Source organism: Pseudomonas sp. GW821-FHT10C09 (assembly GCF_059415465.1).
The window spans coordinates 171,135-190,106 of record NZ_JBWKNG010000009.1 but is presented as its reverse complement, the minus strand read 5'-3'; the positions used below and the strand labels follow the sequence as shown (position 1 = coordinate 190,106).

The window sequence follows — 18,972 nt, the reverse complement described above, 5'->3', positions numbered from 1 at the left end:
TACCTTTCTTAAAGCGACGAGTATTTCTTGCGCAGACGCTGACGAATCAGTTCTGCGAGGGTGTTCATGACGAAGGTGAACAGCAGCAGCACCAGCGCCGAGAGGAACAGCACGCGGTAGTGGCTGCCGCCGACTTCCGATTCGGGCATTTCCACCGCAACGTTGGCCGCCAGGGTGCGCAGGCCTTCGAACAGGTTCATTTCCATGACCGGGGTGTTACCGGTGGCCATCAACACGATCATGGTTTCACCGACCGCACGGCCCATGCCGATCATCAGTGCCGAGAAGATGCCCGGGCTGGCGGTGAGAATCACCACGCGGGTCATGGTCTGCCACGGCGTAGCGCCGAGGGCCAGGGAACCGAGGGTCAAGCCACGCGGCACACTGAACACGGCGTCTTCGGCGATGGAGTAGATGTTCGGGATGACCGCGAAGCCCATGGCCAGGCCGACTACCAGTGCGTTGCGCTGGTCGTAGGTAATGCCCAGGTCGTGGGAGATCCACATGCGCATGTCGCCGCCGAAGAACCAGGTTTCCATGTACGGGCTCATGTACAGCGAGAGCCAGCCCACAAACAGGATCACCGGGATCAGGATCGCGCTTTCCCAGCCGTCCGGCACTTTCAGGCGGATCGATTCAGGCAGGCGACTGAAGGTGAAACCGGCCACCAGGATGCCGATCGGCAGGAGCATCAGCAGGCTGAAGATGCCCGGCAAATGCCCTTCTACATAGGGTGCGAGGAACAGGCCGGCGAAGAAACCGAGGATCACCGTCGGCATCGCTTCCATCAGCTCGATCACCGGCTTGACCTTGCGGCGCAGGCTCGGGGCCATGAAGTAAGCGGTGTAGATTGCCGCAGCAACGGCCAGCGGTGCCGCCAGCAGCATGGCGTAGAACGCAGCTTTCAAGGTACCGAAGGTCAGCGGAGACAAGCTCATCTTCGGTTCGAAGTCAGTGTTGGCAGCGGTCGATTGCCAGACGTATTTAGGTTCGTCGTAGTTCTCGTACCAGACCTTGCTCCACAACGCGCTCCACGACACTTCCGGGTGCGGGTTGTCCAGCAGCAGCGGCTGAATCTTGCCGCCCGCTTCGACGATGATGCGGTTGGCGCGTGGCGACAGACCGAACAGGCCCTGGCCTTCCACGACCTGATCCACCAGCAAGGTGCGGTGAGCGGTACTGTGGAACACGCCGAGCTTGCCGGAAGCGTCGAGGGCAACGAAGCCTTTGCGACGTTCTTCAGCACTGATTTCAACGATCGGCGTGGTGCCCATCTGGAAAGTACGGATCTGCTTCAGACGCAGCTCGCCATCGGGGTCGCGCGCCATGAACCACTGGGCCAGGCCACCTTTGGAGTCGCCGAGGATCAGCGAGATACCGCCTACCAGTTGGGTACTGGCAGTGATTTGCGCTTCGCCGTCTTCAAGCAGTTTGTAGCGACCGTTGAGGCTCTTGTCGCGCAGGCTGAACACATCGGCCTGAGCACGACCGTTAATGACGTACAGCCACTGCTGACGCGGGTCGACGAAGATGTTCTTCACCGGCTCGTTCATCTGCGGCAGGTCGATACGCTTCTGCTCGTTGGTGACTTCACCGGTCATCATGTTTTCTTCGCTGGTCAGCGACAAAACATTGAGTTGCGAACCGGTCGCGCCCACCAGCATCAGCGTCGAATCGTTGGCGTTGAGGCTGACGTGTTCCAGCGCGCCACCGGCTTCGTTCAGTGCAATCGGCGTCTCGCCGTACGGGTATTCAACGGCTGGCGTGATGGTTTTCTTGCCGTCCGGGTAGCTGACTTTATAGGTGTGACGGAACACCAGTGCCTGGCCGTTGGACAGACCCACAGCCACCAATGGATGGCCCGGCTGGTCTTCACCAATGGAGGTCACGCTGACACCGGCCGGAAGCGGCAGATCGACGCGCTTGAGTTCAGCGCCACTGTCGATATCAAAGAACAGCGCCTGGCCCTTGTCGGAAACCCGCATGGCGACCTGGTTCTGTTCTTCGAGGGAGATCATCAACGGCTTGCCGGCATCTTGCATCCAGGCGGGCGTGATGGAGTCTTTGGCGGTCAGGTCGGCACCCTGGAACAGGGGCAAGACGACGTAAGCAAGGAAGAAGAAAATCAGTGTGATCGCGCCGAGGACAGCGAGGCCGCCAATAAGGACGTACCAACGGGTCAGGCGATCTTTGAGCGCGCGAATGCGGCGCTTGCGTTGCAGCTCAGGCGTATTGAAATCAATTCGCTTGGGGGGATTCGTAGTCATGGTGGAATTGGCCAGATCATTCATGCGCACACCCTAGCGATCCTGTATGACAGAAAGATGACAATGCAGTGACGCAACAAGTCCGCCGCCAGCGGGAACTGGCAGAGGACCGGAAATTTGGGGGTGTGGGAGCAAGAGCCTTGGCTTGCCGGGACACCGGGTTACGGCCATCGCGGGCAAGCCACGCTCCCACAGGATCCGAGGTTAACCTCGAATCAGTTTGTTACTTTTTTGCGACTTCAGCGCCGCCTTCCGCCAGACCCAGGTCAGCCAGTGCTTTGGCTGCGACTTTGGCTGGCAGTGGGATGTAGCCGTCTTTCACGACAACTTCCTGGCCCTGTTTGGACAGAACCAGTTTCACGAACTCGGCTTCCAGCGGGGCCAGAGGCTTGTTCGGGGCTTTGTTGACGTAAACGTAGAGGAAACGCGACAGCGGGTATTTGCCGTTCAGTGCGTTTTCTTCGCTGTCTTCGATGAACTCAGTGGTGCCTTTCTTGGCCAGAGCCACAGTCTTCACGGAAGCGGTTTTGTAGCCGATGCCCGAGTAACCGATGCCGTTCAGCGAGGAGCTGATCGACTGTACGACCGAAGCCGAACCCGGTTGTTCGTTGACGTTTGGCTTGTAGTCGCCTTTGCACAGGGCTTCTTCTTTGAAGTAGCCGTAGGTGCCGGATACCGAGTTACGACCGAACAGTTGAACCGGCTTGTTGGCCAGGTCACCGGTCACACCCAGGTCACCCCAGGTTTTGACGTCGGTTTTAGCGCCGCACAGACGAGTGGACGAGAAGATCGCGTCGACTTGTTCCATGGTCAGGTGCTGGATCGGGTTGTCTTTGTGAACGAAGACAGCCAGGGCGTCCACGGCAACCGGGATAGCGGTTGGCTTGTAGCCGTACTTCTGCTCGAAGGCAGCCAGTTCGGTGTCCTTCATTTTGCGGCTCATCGGGCCCAGGTTAGAGGTGCCTTCAGTCAGCGCAGGTGGCGCAGTGGCGGAGCCAGCGGCCTGAATCTGGATGTTTACGTTCGGGTATTCTTTTTTGTAGTTCTCAGCCCAGAGGGTCATGAGGTTGGCCAGGGTATCGGAGCCGACGCTGGACAGGTTGCCCGACACACCAGTGGTCTTGGTGTAGCTCGGGATCGACGGGTCAACAGCGGCGAACGCGTTGGCAGTCGCAACGCCAGCAGCGACAAAAGTCATTGCCGCCATCAAACGCTTCAGTTTCATGCCTTACTCCTAGCAGATAGGGTGTGTTAAGTCGGGGCCAAGTATCAGCAGGCCGTGTGAACACTCTATGGCTGAAATATGACAATTGGATGAAAGGCCAGCATTCTGCTTTTTTGCAGGATATTTCGAGTCGCCCCCATCGCGAGCAAGCTCGCTCCCACAAGGAAATGCATTCCACTGTGGAAGCGAGCCTGCTCGCGATGAGGCCAGTCCAGTCGATAAAAAAGTCGACTTAACGACCCTTCTTCCAAAGATACCCACCCACCACAATCCCGACCCCGCAAATGATCGCCACATAGTAAGCAGGCCCCATCGGGCTCTCCTTCAGCAGCAACGTCACCACCATCGGCGTCAAGCCACCGAAAATCGCGTAGGCCAGGTTGTACGAGAACGACAACCCGCTAAACCGCACCACCGCCGGGAAGGCCTTCACCATCACGTACGGCACCGCGCCGATGGTGCCCACCAGCAAACCGGTCAAGGCATACATCGGGAACAGCCAGTCCGGGTGATTGAACAGGCTGTGATAGAACGTCCACGAGCTGATCAGCAACGCTGCGCTGCCAAACACGAACACCCGCCCGGCACCAAAACGATCCGCCAGCGCACCGCTAGCCACACACCCAAGGCTCAGGAACACAATCGCCACGCTGTTGGCCTGCAACGCCGTGGTCGGTGAGAAGTGGTAAACGGTCTGCAGCACGGTCGGGGTCATCAGGATGACCACGATGATGCCGGCGGACAGCAGCCAGGTCAGCAGCATGGAAATCAGGATCGCGCCGCGATGGTCACGCAGTACGGCACGCAGCGGCACTTCTTCGGCCAGGGCCTTGCGCAGTTGCAGTTCGGCGAACACCGGGGTTTCGTGCAGCCAGCGGCGCAGGTACACGGAGAACAGGCCGAACACGCCACCCAGCAGGAACGGGATCCGCCAGGCGTAATCGGCCACTTCTCCCGAGGTATAAATACTGTTGATTGCCGTAGCGACCAACGAACCCAGCAGAATGCCCGCCGTCAGACCGCTGGTCAGGGTGCCGCAGGCGTAGCCGATATGCCGTTGCGGCACGTGTTCGGAAACGAAGACCCATGCGCCCGGCACTTCACCGCCAATCGCCGCGCCTTGAATCACCCGCATCAGCAGCAGGAGGATTGGTGCCCACATGCCAATCTGCGCATAAGTCGGCAGCAAACCCATGATCAGGGTCGGCACCGCCATCATGAAAATGCTCAGGGTGAACATCTTCTTGCGTCCCAGCAGGTCGCCGAAGTGCGCCATGACGATGCCGCCCAATGGCCGCGCCAGGTAGCCGGCAGCGAAAATGCCGAAGGTCTGCATCAGCCGCAGCCACTCGGGCATGTCCGCGGGGAAGAACAGTTTGCCCACCACCGTGGCGAAGAACACAAAGATGATGAAGTCGTAAAACTCCAGCGCGCCGCCCAGGGCAGACAGCGATAAAGTCTTGTAGTCGTTGCGGGTCAACGGGCGTGCGGGTTGAGTCGGCTGCGCGATGCTCGAGGGCGCTGTGGTCATGGCAAGGGCTTCTCTTATAGTCGAATCTGCAACCTCAACAACGCTGGCGGAGGCTTGGGCAGGTCCGGCACCATAGCAAATTGTTCGAAAAAGCACATAGAGGCGCGTTTTTGACGGTCAAAATGAGAACCCGGCGGTCGTCTCGGAGTCTACCGACCGATATACTCGGGATCTTGCAACAGTTTGAAAGGGTTGCTGTGCGAAGACGCTGCTGGCTCTACCAGTCGATTTCGCAGAGTTTCCCTTTAGGCGCCTTACGAAAAACGTGACGAACGTAGTATGTTCGGGGCTGAATCGTTTTTCTTGAAAGCGGCTATTCACCTGAAGTACCAACGAAGAGTCACGGGTCAGAGGCACCCCCGGCATGATAGAGCTCGAACAAGAAGATCCAATCCCGCAAGGCGACCTGGCCCTGCAAATCACCGCGCTTCCTCGCGAAACCAACGGCTTCGGCGATATTTTCGGCGGCTGGCTGGTGGCGCAGATGGATTTGGCCGGCACCGCCATGGCCAGCAAGGTTGCTGGCGGACGCGTTGCCACCGTTGCGATTGATCGCATGGCGTTCCTGGTTCCAGTGGCGGTGGGCGCCCAGCTCTCCTTTTATACCCAGGCCCTGGAAATCGGCCGCAGCTCGATCAAGATGATGGTCGAGGTCTGGAGCGACGACCCGCTGTCCAGCGAGTGGCGTAAAGTGACAGAAGCGGTGTTTGTGTTCGTCGCCATCGACGGCAGCGGCCGTACTCGCTCGGTTCCGCCTCGCGCACGTTAAACGCTGCGGCGGTTTTGCGGTCCATTGCAGTCATTGTTCCCGATCGAGAGTTGTCCCATGAACACGCCCAACGTTGAAGCCGTGAAACTGGATGAACTGAACTGCTGGCGCATCCGCCACGGCCAGGCCGAATTGCTGGTCGCCCAGCAAGGCGCGCACATCCTCAGTTATCAATTGGCCGGCCAACCGCCGCTGATCTGGCTCAACGATGAGGCGGTGTTCAAGACCGGCAAGAGCATCCGCGCCGGCGTGCCGGTGTGCTGGCCGTGGTTCGGCAACTTTGCACGCAACCCGCAGAGCGTCCAGGCGATGCGCGTCAGCCATGAAGCGCCGAGCGCCCACGGTTTTGTCCGGGCGATGGACTGGGAGCTGGGCGGCATCGAGGCCGAAGGCGAAAGCCTCAAGGTGGAGTTTGTCCTGCCCTACCCTGAAGGTGGCTTTGCGCAGTGGCCTCATCAGGTGGATTTGAAGCTGAGCATTCGTCTGGATGAGCAACTGCACATCAGCCTGACCAGCCATAACCAGGGCACGGATACCGTCACCCTCAGCCAGGCGCTGCACAGCTATTTCGCGGTCAGCGATGTACGCAACGTGCACGTTGAAGGGCTGGATGGCTTGAGCTACATCGAGACGCTGGATGACTGGAAAACCGTCACTCAGTCTGGTGATTTGCATTTTACCGGCGAGACCGATCGCATCTACCTCGACGCCCCGCCACTACTAAGCATCGTCGACCCGGCCTGGGAACGACGCATCGAGCTGACCAGCCAAAATTCGCGCAACGCAGTGATCTGGAATCCATGGATCGAGCGCGCAGCGGCGTTCAGCGACATGGCCGACGATGGCTGGCAGCGGATGTTGTGCATCGAGACGGCGAATGTGATGGATGATGTGGTGACACTGGCGCCGGGTGCCAGTCATACCCTCGGCGTAAGCATCGCCAGCAAACCTCTCTAAGCAACACCCCAAAACAACTGTGGGAGCGAGCCTGCTCGCGAATGCGGTGTGTCAGTCGACATTGATCCCGACTGACACTCCCTCTTCGCGAGCAGGCTCGCTCCCACATATTGGATCTTTGTCAGGCTTACTGGCGCGTTACAGATCCGATTCCTTCACTACCCGAACCTTCGCCGCATCCAGCGCATACGCCGCATCAGCCAGGTCATTATTGACCTTCTCGATCTTCAACGTGCCGGTCACCCACAGCGGCGTGTAGATATCATCCAGCTTCAACCCCTTCGGATAACGCACCAGCACCAACTGGTTTGGCGGCGGTGGCGGCACGTGGATGCAGGCGCCCGGGTACGGCACGAGGAAGAACAGCGTGCTGCGACCCTTGGCGTCGGACTCCAGTGGCACCGGGTAACCCCCGATGCGGATGTTCTTGTCGTTCATCGACGGCACGGTCTTGGTCGAATACATCACCGCCGGCAAGCCTTTGCTCTGCTTCATGCCACCTTTCGCAGTAAAGGTGCCATCGCCTTCGGGAGTGTTGTGGTCGATTTCGGGCATGGCTTCGAGGGCTTTCTGGTCCGACTTGGGCATCAGTTCCAGCCAGTCGGTTTCCGGCAGTTCGCCGGCATGGGCCAAACCACTGCCCAGGAAAAGGAGAGTCAACAGAAGACGGCGCATTGAGGTGCTCGGTAAAGGAAGGGCGATAAGTCGCCGAGCATTCTAGCCCTCTCTGCGTGCGGCGCAGAGGGGGCTTTGTCGCTTTGGATCAGTTCTTTTTGATCAAACCGTAGATCACCAGCAACACCACCGCGCCAACCAGCGCACCGATGAAACCAGCGCCTTCGCCCGCATGGTAGATGCCCAGAGCCTGGCCGCCGTAAGTGGCCGCCAGCGAACCGCCGATACCGAGCAGGATGGTCATGATCCAACCCATGCTGTCATCGCCCGGTTTCAGGAACCGAGCCAGCAGGCCGACGATCAAGCCGATAAAGATGGTTCCGATAATTCCCATGGCATTTCCCTCTGAATGATTTGGATATGCCCAAAGCCTAGTCAGACTTTGGCATCCTGCCATGAGAGAACGGCGGTGCCTGAATGGTTCCGCCGCGGCCACATGAAACTATTTATTCGGCGATGAGCGCTTCGACCTTGAGGATCTGTGCCGCCAGCGTCTCGCGGTCCGCACAGCGCAGGTTGGCGTGACCGACCTTGCGACCGGCCTTGAACGCCTTGCCGTAGTGGTGCAGATGGCAATCGGCAATCGCGATCACTTTCTCAACCGGCGGTACAACGCCGATGAAGTTGAGCATTGCGCTCTCACCGATTTTCGCCGTCGAGCCCAGCGGCAGACCGGCAACGGCCCGCAGGTGGTTTTCGAACTGGCTGCACTCGGCGCCTTCAGTGGTCCAGTGCCCGGAGTTGTGTACGCGCGGGGCGATTTCGTTGGCCTTGAGGCCACCGTCGACTTCAAAGAATTCGAACGCCATCACGCCGACGTAATCCAGCTGCTTGAGCACGCGGCTGGAATAGTCTTCCGCCAGGGCTTGCAGCGGATGATCGGTGCTGGCCACGGACAGCTTGAGGATGCCGCTGTCGTGGGTGTTGTGAACCAGTGGATAGAAGCGGGTTTCGCCATCGCGAGCACGCACGGCGATCAGCGACACTTCGCCAGTGAACGGCACGAAGCCTTCCAGCAGGCAAGCGACGCTGCCCAACTCGGCGAAGGTGCCGACCACGTCTTCCGGTTTGCGCAGGACTTTCTGACCCTTGCCGTCGTAACCCAGGGTGCGGGTTTTCAGCACGGCCGGCAGACCGATGGACGCCACGGCGGCGTCCAGATCGGCTTGCGACTGAATGTCGGCGAACGCCGGGGTCGGAATCCCCAGGTCCTTGAACATGCTCTTCTCAAACCAGCGATCACGGGCAATGCGCAGGGCTTCGGCGCTCGGGTAGACCGGCACGAATTGCGAGAGGAACGCCACGGTTTCGGCCGGCACGCTTTCGAATTCGAAGGTCACCAGATCGACTTCATCGGCGAGCTGACGCAGGTGATCCTGATCGCCGTAATCGGCCCGCAGGTGTTCGCCCAACGCGGCTGCGCAAGCATCCGGCGCAGGGTCCAGGAAAGCGAAGTTCATACCCAGCGGGGTGCCCGCCAGCGCCAACATGCGACCCAACTGGCCGCCACCGATTACACCGATCTTCATCGTCAACAACCTCAGGCGATGCGTGGGTCTGGATTGTCCAGGACGCTGTCTGTCTGCTCAGCGCGGAAAGTTTTCAGCACTTCGTGGAACTGCGGGTGCTTGGCGCCCAGGATGCTCGCCGACAGCAGCGCGGCGTTGATCGCGCCAGCCTTGCCGATGGCCAGGGTCGCAACCGGGATGCCGGCCGGCATCTGCACGATGGACAGCAGCGAATCGACGCCGGACAGCATCGCCGACTGCACCGGTACGCCCAGCACCGGCAGGTGGGTCTTGGCCGCACACATGCCTGGCAAGTGGGCCGCGCCACCGGCACCGGCGATAATCACCTCAATGCCACGGGCCTCAGCCTCTTCGGCGTACTGGAACAGCAGGTCCGGGGTGCGGTGGGCAGAGACCACTTTCACCTCGTAAGGGATGCCGAGCTTTTCCAGCATATCGGCGGTGTGGCTAAGGGTGGACCAATCGGACTTGGAGCCCATGATCACGCCAACCAGTGCACTCATCGTCGTGCCTCTTCTCTCTGGGCGCCCGCAGGCGCGTCAAAAAACAACAAGCCACGCAGGATGCGTGGCTTGATTGTACGAATTATGGCCGGGCGAACCGGCCGAAGGCCGCGCAGTATACCGTAATGACACAGATAAACAGCCCCCGAAACGACCATCTGTCATACGGCGCAAAGGGCCGGTTTTATTGACTTGCGAGTCAGCCAACTACACCACAAATCCCTTGTGGGAGCGAGCCTGCTCGCGAAGGCGGTGTGACAGTCAACTTAGATGTTGAACATGAGTGCGCTTTCGCGAGCAGGCTCGCTCCCACAGGGATGGTCGGTGTGTTCAAGTGCCTTGCGCGGCGCCGCCTTCAAGTTTGCGCCACAGCAGCCGCACGTTGGCCTTGCGCACCAGCGCGCAGCGGTACAGCCGAATCTCCAGCGGCACATGCCATTGCGGGCCGCCGCAGACCACCAGTTCGCCGCGAGCCAGTTCGGCGCGCACGCTGAGTTGCGGCACCCAGGCAATGCCCAAGCCTTCCAGCGCCATGCTTTTCAGGCTGTCGGCCATGGCGGTTTCATAAATAGTGGTGAAACGCAGCGCCCGCTGGCGCAACAGCATGTTGACCGAGCGACCGAGAAACGCGCCGGCGCTGTAGGCGAGCAACGGCACGCTGCCCTCGCCTTCCAGATCGAACAACGGTTTGCCGTCCGCATCCGCCGCGCAAACCGGCAGCATCTCGGTATGGCCGAGGTGCAGCGAAGGGAAGATTTCCGGGTCCATCTGCAACGCCGCATCCGGGTCGTAGAACGCCAGCATCAAATCGCAACCGCCTTCACGCAACGCATGCACCGCGTCACCAACGTTGGTCGCGACCAGACGCGTCGCGATGTTCAAACCTTCGTTACGCAGTTGCGCGATCCAACGCGGAAAGAAACCCAGCGCCAAAGAGTGAGCGGCGGCGACTTGCATCACTTCGCCCTGCCCGCCTTCGAGGTGATGAAGATGGCGCAGTACTTCGCCCAACTGCTCGACCACGGTTCGCGCCGTCACCAGAAACAATTGCCCCGCCGCCGTCAGCTCGATGGGCGTGCGCGAGCGATTGACCAGCTGCAGCCCCAGTGCGGCTTCAAGGCTGCGAATTCGCCGGCTGAAGGCCGGTTGGGTCACGAAGCGGCGTTCCGCAGCCTGGGAGAAGCTGCGGGTGGCGGCCAGGGCGCTGAAGTCCTCAAGCCATTTACTTTCCAGATTCATCACGCCCTCCCGGACACGCACCAATTTAGGTCACACGCTCGCCGCACACGCGGCGTCACATGGGCATTATGCCGAATGTGCATAGGCCAGTGTTTAACAGCATTGGCCGAAAATTCTCCACAAGCCTAGCATTTGCAGTGTTCCGGCACAGACCGGGTCCATATCGAGATGATTTCTATCATGTCCTCCGCTGCATCTTTCCGCACAGAAAAAGACCTGCTTGGCGTACTCGAAGTACCTGCTCAAGCGTATTACGGCATCCAGACCCTGCGAGCGGTGAATAACTTCCGCCTCTCGGGCGTTCCGATTTCGCATTACCCGAAGCTGGTTGTCGGTCTGGCGATGGTCAAACAGGCCGCCGCTGACGCCAACCGGGAACTGGGTCACCTGAGCGAAGCCAAGCACGCTGCCATCAGCGAAGCCTGTGCACGTTTGATCCGCGGCGATTTCCACGAAGAGTTCGTGGTGGACATGATTCAAGGCGGCGCTGGCACTTCAACCAACATGAATGCCAACGAAGTCATCGCCAACATTGCTCTGGAGGCCATGGGTCACCAGAAAGGCGAATACCAATACCTGCACCCGAACAACGACGTGAACATGGCGCAGTCCACCAACGACGCCTACCCGACCGCGATCCGCCTGGGTCTGCTGCTGGGTCACGACGCACTGCTGGCCAGCCTCGACAGCCTGATCCAGTCGTTCGCCGCCAAAGGTGAAGAATTCAGCCACGTCCTGAAGATGGGTCGTACCCAGCTGCAAGACGCCGTGCCGATGACCCTGGGCCAGGAATTCCGTGCATTCGCCACGACCCTGGGCGAAGACCTGGCGCGTCTGAAAACACTGGCTCCTGAACTGCTGACCGAAGTGAACCTGGGCGGTACTGCGATCGGTACCGGCATCAATGCCGACCCGCGTTACCAGCACCTGGCCGTTCAGCGCCTGGCACTGATCAGCGGTCAACCGCTGGTGCCGGCCGCCGACCTGATCGAAGCCACGTCCGACATGGGCGCCTTCGTACTGTTCTCCGGCATGCTCAAGCGTACCGCGGTCAAACTGTCGAAAATCTGCAACGACTTGCGCCTGCTGTCCAGCGGCCCACGCACCGGCATCAACGAAATCAACCTGCCAGCGCGTCAGCCAGGCAGCTCGATCATGCCAGGCAAGGTCAACCCGGTTATTCCGGAAGCCGTTAACCAGGTGGCATTCCAGATCATCGGTAACGACCTGGCCCTGACCATCGCGGCCGAAGGCGGCCAGCTGCAACTGAACGTGATGGAGCCGCTGATCGCGTTCAAGATCTTCGACTCGATCCGTCTGCTGCAACGCGCCATGGACATGTTGCGCGAGCACTGCATCACCGGCATCACCGCCAACGAAGAGCGCTGCCGCGAACTGGTCGAGCACTCGATCGGCCTGGTCACCGCACTGAACCCGTACATCGGCTATGAAAACGCCACCCGCATCGCCCGTATCGCCCTCGAAAGCGGCCGCGGCGTGCTGGAACTGGTGCGCGAAGAAGGCTTGCTCGACGACGCCATGCTCGCCGACATCCTGCGCCCGGAAAACATGATTGCTCCGCGTCTGGTTCCGCTTAAAGCCTGAACCGACGCGTTAGTTGTAGCACCGCTCACCAGGTCGAGGGACTAGACACCTCTCACCTTTTGAGGGCTTGGGGATTTATCCCCAAGCCCTTTTTTTTAACTTTTTGGCAGCAAATGAATGTCTGGAGACTGAGAAATGTGGGAGCGAGTTCGCTCCCACAGAAAAGCAGTTCCCACATAACCTGGCGCAAAAATGTCAGGTGTTTCAAAGGCTTCGCGTTATCGCTTGCACCACAACTGTGCAGACGGACGGCACTCTCCTAGGTATAGTGCCGCCCCTCTTCGCATGAGCGGTCGTCGGTAACGAGGCCCAAACCCATGCGAAACCCGAACTAATAACAAACCTGCGAAATGGGACCGGGACGAACACGCGCCTCACCTGTCGTGCCACGCGCACAGCGGTGTAACGCGATGTTGCTGCCTGCCCAACATTTGCCTAAACAAAAAACAGCGAGGAATAATCCATGCTCGAAGTCATTAACGACTTCCTCTCAGGGAAAGTACTGATCGTGCTCATTGTCGGGCTCGGTAGCTACTTCACGATCCGCTCGCGTTTCGTTCAATTGCGCCACTTCTTCCACATGTTCTCGGTCTTCGGCGACAGCCTCAAAAGCAGCGCCGGTCAACTCAGTTCGTTCCAGGCCCTGATGCTCAGCCTCGCCGGCCGCGTCGGTGCAGGCAACATCGCCGGTGTCGGTATTGCCGTGACCCTCGGCGGGCCAGGTGCGGTGTTCTGGATGTGGGTGACCGCGCTGGTCGGCATGTCCAGCAGCTTCTTCGAATGTTCCCTCGGCCAGCTCTACAAGCGCTGCGATTCCGACGGCACCTACCGTGGCGGCCCGTCCTACTACATTCAGCACGGCCTGCAGAAACGCTGGCTGGGCATGATCATGGCGTTCCTGTTGCTGGTGACCTTCGGGTTTGCCTTCAACGGCCTGCAATCCCACGCCGTGACTCACTCGCTGAACAACGCCTTCGGCCTCGACACCACCTACACCGGCATCGCGCTGGCAGTATTGCTGGGCCTGGTGTTCATCGGCGGGATCAAGCGCATCGCCAAGGTCGCCGACCTGTTGGTGCCGGTGAAAACCCTGGTGTACATCGGCGTGACCATCTACGTGATCGTGCTGCAATTCGATCACGTCCCGGCGATGTTGATGACCATCGTTAAAAGCGCGTTCGGTCTCGACCAGGCGTTCGGCGGCCTGATCGGCAGCGCGATTGTGATGGGCGTGAAGCGTGGCGTGTTTGCCAACGAAGCGGGCCTGGGCAGTGCGCCCAACGTGGCAGCAGTCGCGTCGGTCGAACACCCGGTGGCACAAGGCGTGGTTCAAGCATTCAGCGTGTTCCTCGACACCTTCGTGATCTGCACCTGCACCGCGCTGCTGATCCTGCTCTCGGGCTTCTACACCCCGGGCTTCGAAGGCGACGGTATTGCCCTGACCCAGAACTCGCTGGCGGCGGTAGTTGGTGACTGGGGCCGGATGTTCATTTCCGTGGCCCTGTCGTTGTTCGTGTTCACCTCGATTCTCTACAACTACTACCTGGGCGAGAGCAACCTGCGCTTCCTGATCGGTGAAAACCGCAAGGCGCTGATCGGCTACCGCGCACTGGTGTTGGTGTTGATCTTCTGGGGCGCCATCGAAAATCTGAGCACCGTGTTCGCCTTCGCCGACATCACCATGACCATGCTCGCGTTCGTGAACCTGATCGCGCTGTTCCTGCTGTTCAAGGTCGGCATGCGCATCCTGCGTGACTACGATGACCAGCGTGCTGCCGGAATCAAGACCCCGGTGTTCGATTCGAGCAAGTTCCCGGATCTGGACCTGGACCTGCAAGCCTGGCCGGCCAACCCGCCAGCGGCGGTCGCCAAGGCAGAAGCCGAGCCACAAGGCGTACCCGCAGCGCAACGCTGATCGGTTAAAGTGCGGTATCCCATGTGGGAGCAAGCTTGCTTGCTCCCACAGGAACTCATTGTTCTCGGAGAACCTCCATGAATTCCTCGACCTACCCTGCCGCCCAGCACGTCATGGTGCTCTACACCGGTGGCACCATCGGCATGCAAGCCAGCGCCCACGGCCTGGCCCCGGCCTCCGGTTTCGAAGCGCGGATGCGTGAATACCTGCACAGCCAGCCTGAACTGGTGGTGCCGCAGTGGCGCTTTCGCGAGATGTCGCCGCTGATCGACAGCGCCAACATGACACCCACGTACTGGCAGCAACTGCGCGAAGCCGTGGTCGACGCAGTTGATGTGCAGGGCTGCGACAGCGTGCTGATCCTGCACGGCACCGACACCCTCGCCTACAGCGCGGCGGCCATGAGTTTTCAATTGCTCGGCCTGCATGCCCGCGTGTGTTTCACCGGCTCGATGCTGCCGGCCGGCGTGACCGACAGCGATGCCTGGGAAAACCTCAGCGGTGCGCTGGTCGCCCTCGGCCATGGCCTGGCACCGGGGGTTCATCTGTACTTCCACGGCGAACTGCTGGACCCGACCCGTTGCGCGAAAGTGCGCAGTTTCGGTCGTCATCCGTTCAAGCGGCTTGAGCGCCAGGGTGGCGGTGTGAAGGCTTCTTCCTTGCCCGCATCGCTGACCTACAACCAGCCCAAGCAATTGGCGAAAGTCGCCGTACTGCCGCTGTTCCCTGGTATCGGCGCCGAGATTCTGGATGGCCTGCTCGCCAGCGGCATTCAGGGTCTGGTGCTGGAGTGCTACGGCAGTGGCACCGGGCCGAGTGATAACCCCGAGTTTCTCGCCAGCCTGAAACGGGCGCGGGACAAAGGTGTTGTGGTGGTCGCCGTGACGCAGTGCCATGAAGGGGGTGTTGAACTGGACGTGTACGAGGCCGGCAGCCGTTTGCGTGGCGTTGGCGTGCTGTCGGGTGGCGGCATGACCCGTGAGGCGGCGTTCGGCAAGTTGCATGCGCTGTTGGGTGCAGGACTGGATAACGCAGAAGTGCGTCGCCTGGTAGAACTCGACCTCTGCGGCGAACTCGTCTGATCTTAAGGCACGACACAAAACCCTGTGGGAGCGAGCCTGCTCGCGAATGCGATATATCAGTCACATCATTGTTGGATGTGCCGCCGCCTTCGCGAGCAGGCTCGCTCCCACAGGGATCTCCATCAGGCATATAACTTGCTGCGTTCCAGCCATTCCACGGCTGGAAGCCACCCATGCTCCACTCCCACCTCACCACCCTCAACGCCGTCTCCCTGGTGCTCAACACCTTCAAGGACCAAGGCCTGTCCAGCGAGGACTTGCTCGCCGGAAGCGGCATCAGCGCGGCGGACCTGAACCGGGCGGACACGCGCATCACCACCAATCAGGAGATGCAGGTCTGCGCCAACGCGGTCGCGCTCAAGCGTGACATCGGCCTGGAACTGGGCCGGCGAATGCACGTTTCGTGCTACGGCATGCTCGGGTACGCGTTGCTCACCAGTGCCACCTTCGGTGACGCTTTGCGCTTGGCGATGCGCTATCCGGCGCTGTTGGGAACACTTTTCGAGCTGAGCCTGGAAGACGACGGCGAGCGTGTCTGGTTCGTCGCGGCGGATTACCGGGAGAGCCCGGCAATGGCGGTGTTCAATGCCGAATTCTGCCTGGTGTCGTTGAAAGTGATCTGCGACGACCTGCTCGGTCACCCGCTACCGCTGCTGGCCGCACGCTTCGAACACACCGCGCCGGACTATCAGGCCACGTACGCCGAGCACTTCGCTTGCGGGCTGAATTTCGAAGCGCGGGACAACGCGTTTGCGTTCGATCGCAACTGGCTCGACCAGCCCTTGCCGCTCGCCGATGTCATTACCCATCAAGCCATGGCCGAACGCTGCCGCAAACAGAACACCGAGTTCACCGGGCGCCAGGCGTGGCTGGGGCGTATTCGGCAGTTGCTCAGCGCGCAGTTGAATGCAGCGCCGGGGCTTGAGGGGTTGGCCGAGCAGATGAATTGTTCGGCGCGGACCTTGCGTCGACACCTCAAGGATTCGGGGTGCAGCTATCAGGAATTGCTCGATGAGCTGCGTTTCGAGCAGGCCAAGCAAATGCTCTGTGAAGACCAAACGCCGATCTACCGGATCGCCGAGGCGCTGGGCTTCAGCGAGACCGCGAGTTTTCGTCATGCATTTGTGCGCTGGAGTGGTGTGGCGCCGAGTCAGTTCAGGCCCCACCGGTAACCCCCTGTGGGAGCGAGCCTGCTCGCGAAGACGGCGGCACAGCCAACACTGGAATCGTCTGACACGCCGCTTTCGCGAGCAGGCTCGCTCCCACACTGTCTGCATTAGATATCCAACAATGGGCACAGCCGCACCATCAAGGGGCGAATTTCGGTCAAATCTTTTGGCCATATCAATCCCCTTTTGGCCTTTCCTGCCGTTCTCCCAAACGCCGCCTGCCGCGAGACTGTGTTCAACCGAATCAGCCTGCGGAGAACAAGAAAATGCTGACGATCTACTCGGACGATCACCACCTGCACCATGGCCGTTGCGAATTGATAGACGGGCAACTCAAGCCCTGCTTCGAGATGCCGTCGCGTGCCGACCATGTGTTGCAACGCGTAAAAAACCAGAACCTCGGCCCGGTCGAAGCACCGCAGGATTTCGGCCTCGACCCGATCGCGCGCATCCACAGCCGTGACTACCTCGACTTCTTCAAAGGTGCCTGGGCACGCTGGACCGAATTCAATACCGACGGCGACTTGCTGCCCTACACCTGGCCGGCCCGAACCTTGCGCGCCATCAAGCCCGCCAGCCTGCACGGCCAACTCGGCTATTACAGCTTCGACGGCGGCGCACCGATCACCGCCGGTACCTGGCAAGCAGCGTACAGCGCGGCGCAAGTGGCGCTGACCGCCCAAGCACAAATCCAGCGCGGTGCGCGCAGTGCCTTCGCCCTGTGCCGTCCACCGGGACACCACGCCGCCAGCGATTTGATGGGCGGTTATTGCTACCTCAACAATGCCGCCATCGCCGCCCAGGCATTCCTCGATCAGGGCCACAAAAAGGTCGCGATCCTCGACGTCGACTACCACCACGGCAACGGCACCCAATCGATTTTCTACGAACGCAGCGACGTGCTGTTCACCTCGATCCACGGCCACCCGGAAGCCGAGTTCCCGTTCTTCCTCGGCTATGAAGACGAGCTCGGCGAAGGCGCGGGTGAAGGCTTCAACTTCAACTACCCTCTGCCCGCCGGCAGCGGTTGGGACACATGGAGTGCAGCGCTGGATCAGGCCTGCAAAGAGATCGAAAACTACGGCGCCGACATTGTCGTCGTCTCCCTGGGCGTCGATACGTTCAAGGACGATCCCATCTCCCAATTCAAGCTCGACAGCCCCGATTACCTGGCCATGGGCGAGCGCATCGCGCGTCTCGGCAAGCCGACGCTGTTCGTGATGGAAGGCGGTTACGCGGTAGAAGAAATCGGCATCAATGCCGTGAACGTTCTCGAAGGTTTTGAAAGCGCCCAATGAGGAATTAGAACAATGAACAGACTCAAGCGTTTTATCATCCCCACCCTGTGCGCCACGGTGCTCAGTGGTGCAGTTCATGCTGAAGAGCGAACGTTGCGCGTCTACAACTGGTTCGACTACATCACGCCCAAGGCGCTGGAAGACTTCAAGGCCCAGAACACCCAGACCAAACTGGTCTACGACATTTTCGACACCAACGAAGCGCTGGAGGCCAAGTTGCTGACCGGAAACTCCGGTTATGACGTGGTGGTGCCGTCCAACGTGTTCCTCGCCAAGCAAATCGAAGCCGGTGTGTTCCAGCCGCTGGACCGCAGCAAGCTGCCGAACTGGAATCACCTCGATCCGAAGCTGATGAAGCTGATCGAGGCCAACGACCCGGGCAACAAATTCGCCGTGCCCTACATGTACGGCACCATCCTGATCGGCTTCAACCCGGACAAGGTCAAAGCGGTACTGGGTGCCGATGCGCCGGTGGACAGCTGGGACCTGATCTTCAAGGAAGAGAACATCAGCAAGCTCAAGCAGTGCGGCGTCGCCCTGCTCGACTCGCCGTCGGAGATCCTGCCGCTGGCCCTGCAACACCTTGGCCTCGACCCGAACAGCAAGAAGCCGGCGGACTACGACAAGGCTGAAGCGCTGCTGATGAAGATCCGCCCGTACATCACCTACTTCCACTCCTCGAAGTACATGGCCGATATCGCCAACGGTGACATCTGCGTCGCGGTCGGTTATTCCGGCAGCTTCTCCCAGGCGGCCAACCGCGCCAAGGAAGCCAAGAACGGCGTGATCGTCGACATGCGCCTGCCAAAAGAAGGCGCGCCGATCTGGTTCGACATGCTCGCGATTCCCAAAGGTGCGAAGAACCCGGAAGACGCCTACACCTTCATCAACTACTTGCTGCAACCTCAAGTCATCGCGCCGGTCAGCGACTTTGTCGGCTACCCGAACCCGAACAAGGACGCCACCGAATTGGTCGACCCGGCGATCCGCAACAACCCGAACCTGTACCCGACCGAAACGGCGATGAGCACGCTGTACACCCTGCAACCACTGCCGCGCGATGCCGAACGTGCGCGCACCCGGGCCTGGACCAAGATCAAGTCAGGCACCTGAACCGTGTTGGAAGAGGAGACCCGCCAATGAGCGGGTCTTTTTTTGCCTGCGATAACTATCTACCACCTTCGGCCTTCGACAGCCCACTACCTTGC

16 protein-coding genes are annotated in these 18,972 nt (G+C 60.2%); 8 read left to right on the top strand and 8 right to left on the bottom strand.

The window, feature by feature from the left end:
• Nucleotides 1-8: 8 nt before the first annotated feature.
• The 3 genes from AC07N8_RS11640 to AC07N8_RS11630 form a co-directional block, all read right to left on the bottom strand.
• Nucleotides 9-2,291, bottom strand: coding sequence for an ABC transporter permease subunit (locus AC07N8_RS11640; protein ID WP_483841618.1), 2,283 nt, complete (start codon nucleotides 2,289-2,291; stop codon nucleotides 9-11).
• Between the two features lie 199 nt (nucleotides 2,292-2,490).
• The gene (locus tag AC07N8_RS11635) at nucleotides 2,491-3,492 is read right to left on the bottom strand and encodes a phosphate ABC transporter substrate-binding protein PstS (protein WP_483841617.1); all 1,002 of its coding nucleotides are present in this window, start codon (nucleotides 3,490-3,492) and stop codon (nucleotides 2,491-2,493) included.
• A gap of 232 nt (nucleotides 3,493-3,724) precedes the next feature.
• Nucleotides 3,725-5,023 (bottom strand): MFS transporter, encoded by a 1,299-nt coding sequence (locus tag AC07N8_RS11630; protein WP_493143527.1) that lies wholly within the window; start codon nucleotides 5,021-5,023, stop codon nucleotides 3,725-3,727.
• Between the two features lie 364 nt (nucleotides 5,024-5,387).
• On the opposite strand from AC07N8_RS11630, the gene AC07N8_RS11625 reads away from it, so the two are divergent.
• Together AC07N8_RS11625 and AC07N8_RS11620 are read left to right on the top strand one after the other, a co-directional pair.
• On the top strand, nucleotides 5,388-5,792 hold the full coding sequence (locus AC07N8_RS11625) for an acyl-CoA thioesterase (protein ID WP_007942704.1): 405 nt from the start codon (nucleotides 5,388-5,390) through the stop codon (nucleotides 5,790-5,792).
• A 57-nt stretch (nucleotides 5,793-5,849) separates the two neighbouring features.
• Nucleotides 5,850-6,749: a D-hexose-6-phosphate mutarotase gene (locus AC07N8_RS11620; protein WP_483841615.1), complete on the top strand. Its 900-nt coding sequence runs from the start codon at nucleotides 5,850-5,852 to the stop codon at nucleotides 6,747-6,749.
• 138 nt (nucleotides 6,750-6,887) lie between these two features.
• Here the strand turns inward: AC07N8_RS11620 and AC07N8_RS11615 are convergent, their stop codons facing one another.
• From AC07N8_RS11615 to AC07N8_RS11595, 5 genes are all read right to left on the bottom strand, one after another.
• Nucleotides 6,888-7,424: a DUF3299 domain-containing protein gene (locus tag AC07N8_RS11615; RefSeq protein ID WP_483841614.1), complete on the bottom strand. Its 537-nt coding sequence runs from the start codon at nucleotides 7,422-7,424 to the stop codon at nucleotides 6,888-6,890.
• A gap of 88 nt (nucleotides 7,425-7,512) precedes the next feature.
• A complete protein-coding gene (locus AC07N8_RS11610; RefSeq protein ID WP_027926291.1) occupies nucleotides 7,513-7,758 on the bottom strand; it encodes a GlsB/YeaQ/YmgE family stress response membrane protein in 246 nt (81 codons plus the stop codon).
• Nucleotides 7,759-7,870: 112 nt separating this feature from the next.
• Nucleotides 7,871-8,953 carry a 5-(carboxyamino)imidazole ribonucleotide synthase gene (locus tag AC07N8_RS11605; protein WP_483841613.1) on the bottom strand — a complete coding sequence of 361 codons (1,083 nt, stop codon included), beginning with the start codon at nucleotides 8,951-8,953 and terminating at the stop codon, nucleotides 7,871-7,873.
• 11 nt (nucleotides 8,954-8,964) lie between these two features.
• The gene (gene purE, locus AC07N8_RS11600; RefSeq protein WP_008030713.1) at nucleotides 8,965-9,456 is read right to left on the bottom strand and encodes a 5-(carboxyamino)imidazole ribonucleotide mutase; all 492 of its coding nucleotides are present in this window, start codon (nucleotides 9,454-9,456) and stop codon (nucleotides 8,965-8,967) included.
• Between the two features lie 330 nt (nucleotides 9,457-9,786).
• Nucleotides 9,787-10,695, bottom strand: a complete 909-nt coding sequence (locus AC07N8_RS11595) for a LysR substrate-binding domain-containing protein (protein ID WP_027926289.1) — start codon at nucleotides 10,693-10,695, stop codon at nucleotides 9,787-9,789.
• 180 nt (nucleotides 10,696-10,875) lie between these two features.
• On the opposite strand from AC07N8_RS11595, the gene aspA reads away from it, so the two are divergent.
• From aspA to AC07N8_RS11565, 6 genes are all read left to right on the top strand, one after another.
• The gene (gene aspA, locus AC07N8_RS11590; protein WP_027926288.1) at nucleotides 10,876-12,300 is read left to right on the top strand and encodes an aspartate ammonia-lyase; all 1,425 of its coding nucleotides are present in this window, start codon (nucleotides 10,876-10,878) and stop codon (nucleotides 12,298-12,300) included.
• A 463-nt stretch (nucleotides 12,301-12,763) separates the two neighbouring features.
• A complete protein-coding gene (locus AC07N8_RS11585; protein ID WP_483841612.1) occupies nucleotides 12,764-14,215 on the top strand; it encodes an alanine/glycine:cation symporter family protein in 1,452 nt (483 codons plus the stop codon).
• A gap of 77 nt (nucleotides 14,216-14,292) precedes the next feature.
• A complete protein-coding gene (locus AC07N8_RS11580; RefSeq protein ID WP_493143532.1) occupies nucleotides 14,293-15,297 on the top strand; it encodes an asparaginase in 1,005 nt (334 codons plus the stop codon).
• A gap of 173 nt (nucleotides 15,298-15,470) precedes the next feature.
• Nucleotides 15,471-16,469: an AraC family transcriptional regulator gene (locus tag AC07N8_RS11575; RefSeq protein ID WP_493143533.1), complete on the top strand. Its 999-nt coding sequence runs from the start codon at nucleotides 15,471-15,473 to the stop codon at nucleotides 16,467-16,469.
• 263 nt (nucleotides 16,470-16,732) lie between these two features.
• Complete coding sequence (locus tag AC07N8_RS11570) at nucleotides 16,733-17,764, top strand: histone deacetylase family protein (protein WP_483841609.1); 1,032 nt, start codon at nucleotides 16,733-16,735, stop codon at nucleotides 17,762-17,764.
• 12 nt (nucleotides 17,765-17,776) lie between these two features.
• On the top strand, nucleotides 17,777-18,877 hold the full coding sequence (locus AC07N8_RS11565) for a polyamine ABC transporter substrate-binding protein (protein ID WP_123433168.1): 1,101 nt from the start codon (nucleotides 17,777-17,779) through the stop codon (nucleotides 18,875-18,877).
• The last annotated feature ends 95 nt before the right edge of the window (nucleotides 18,878-18,972 follow it).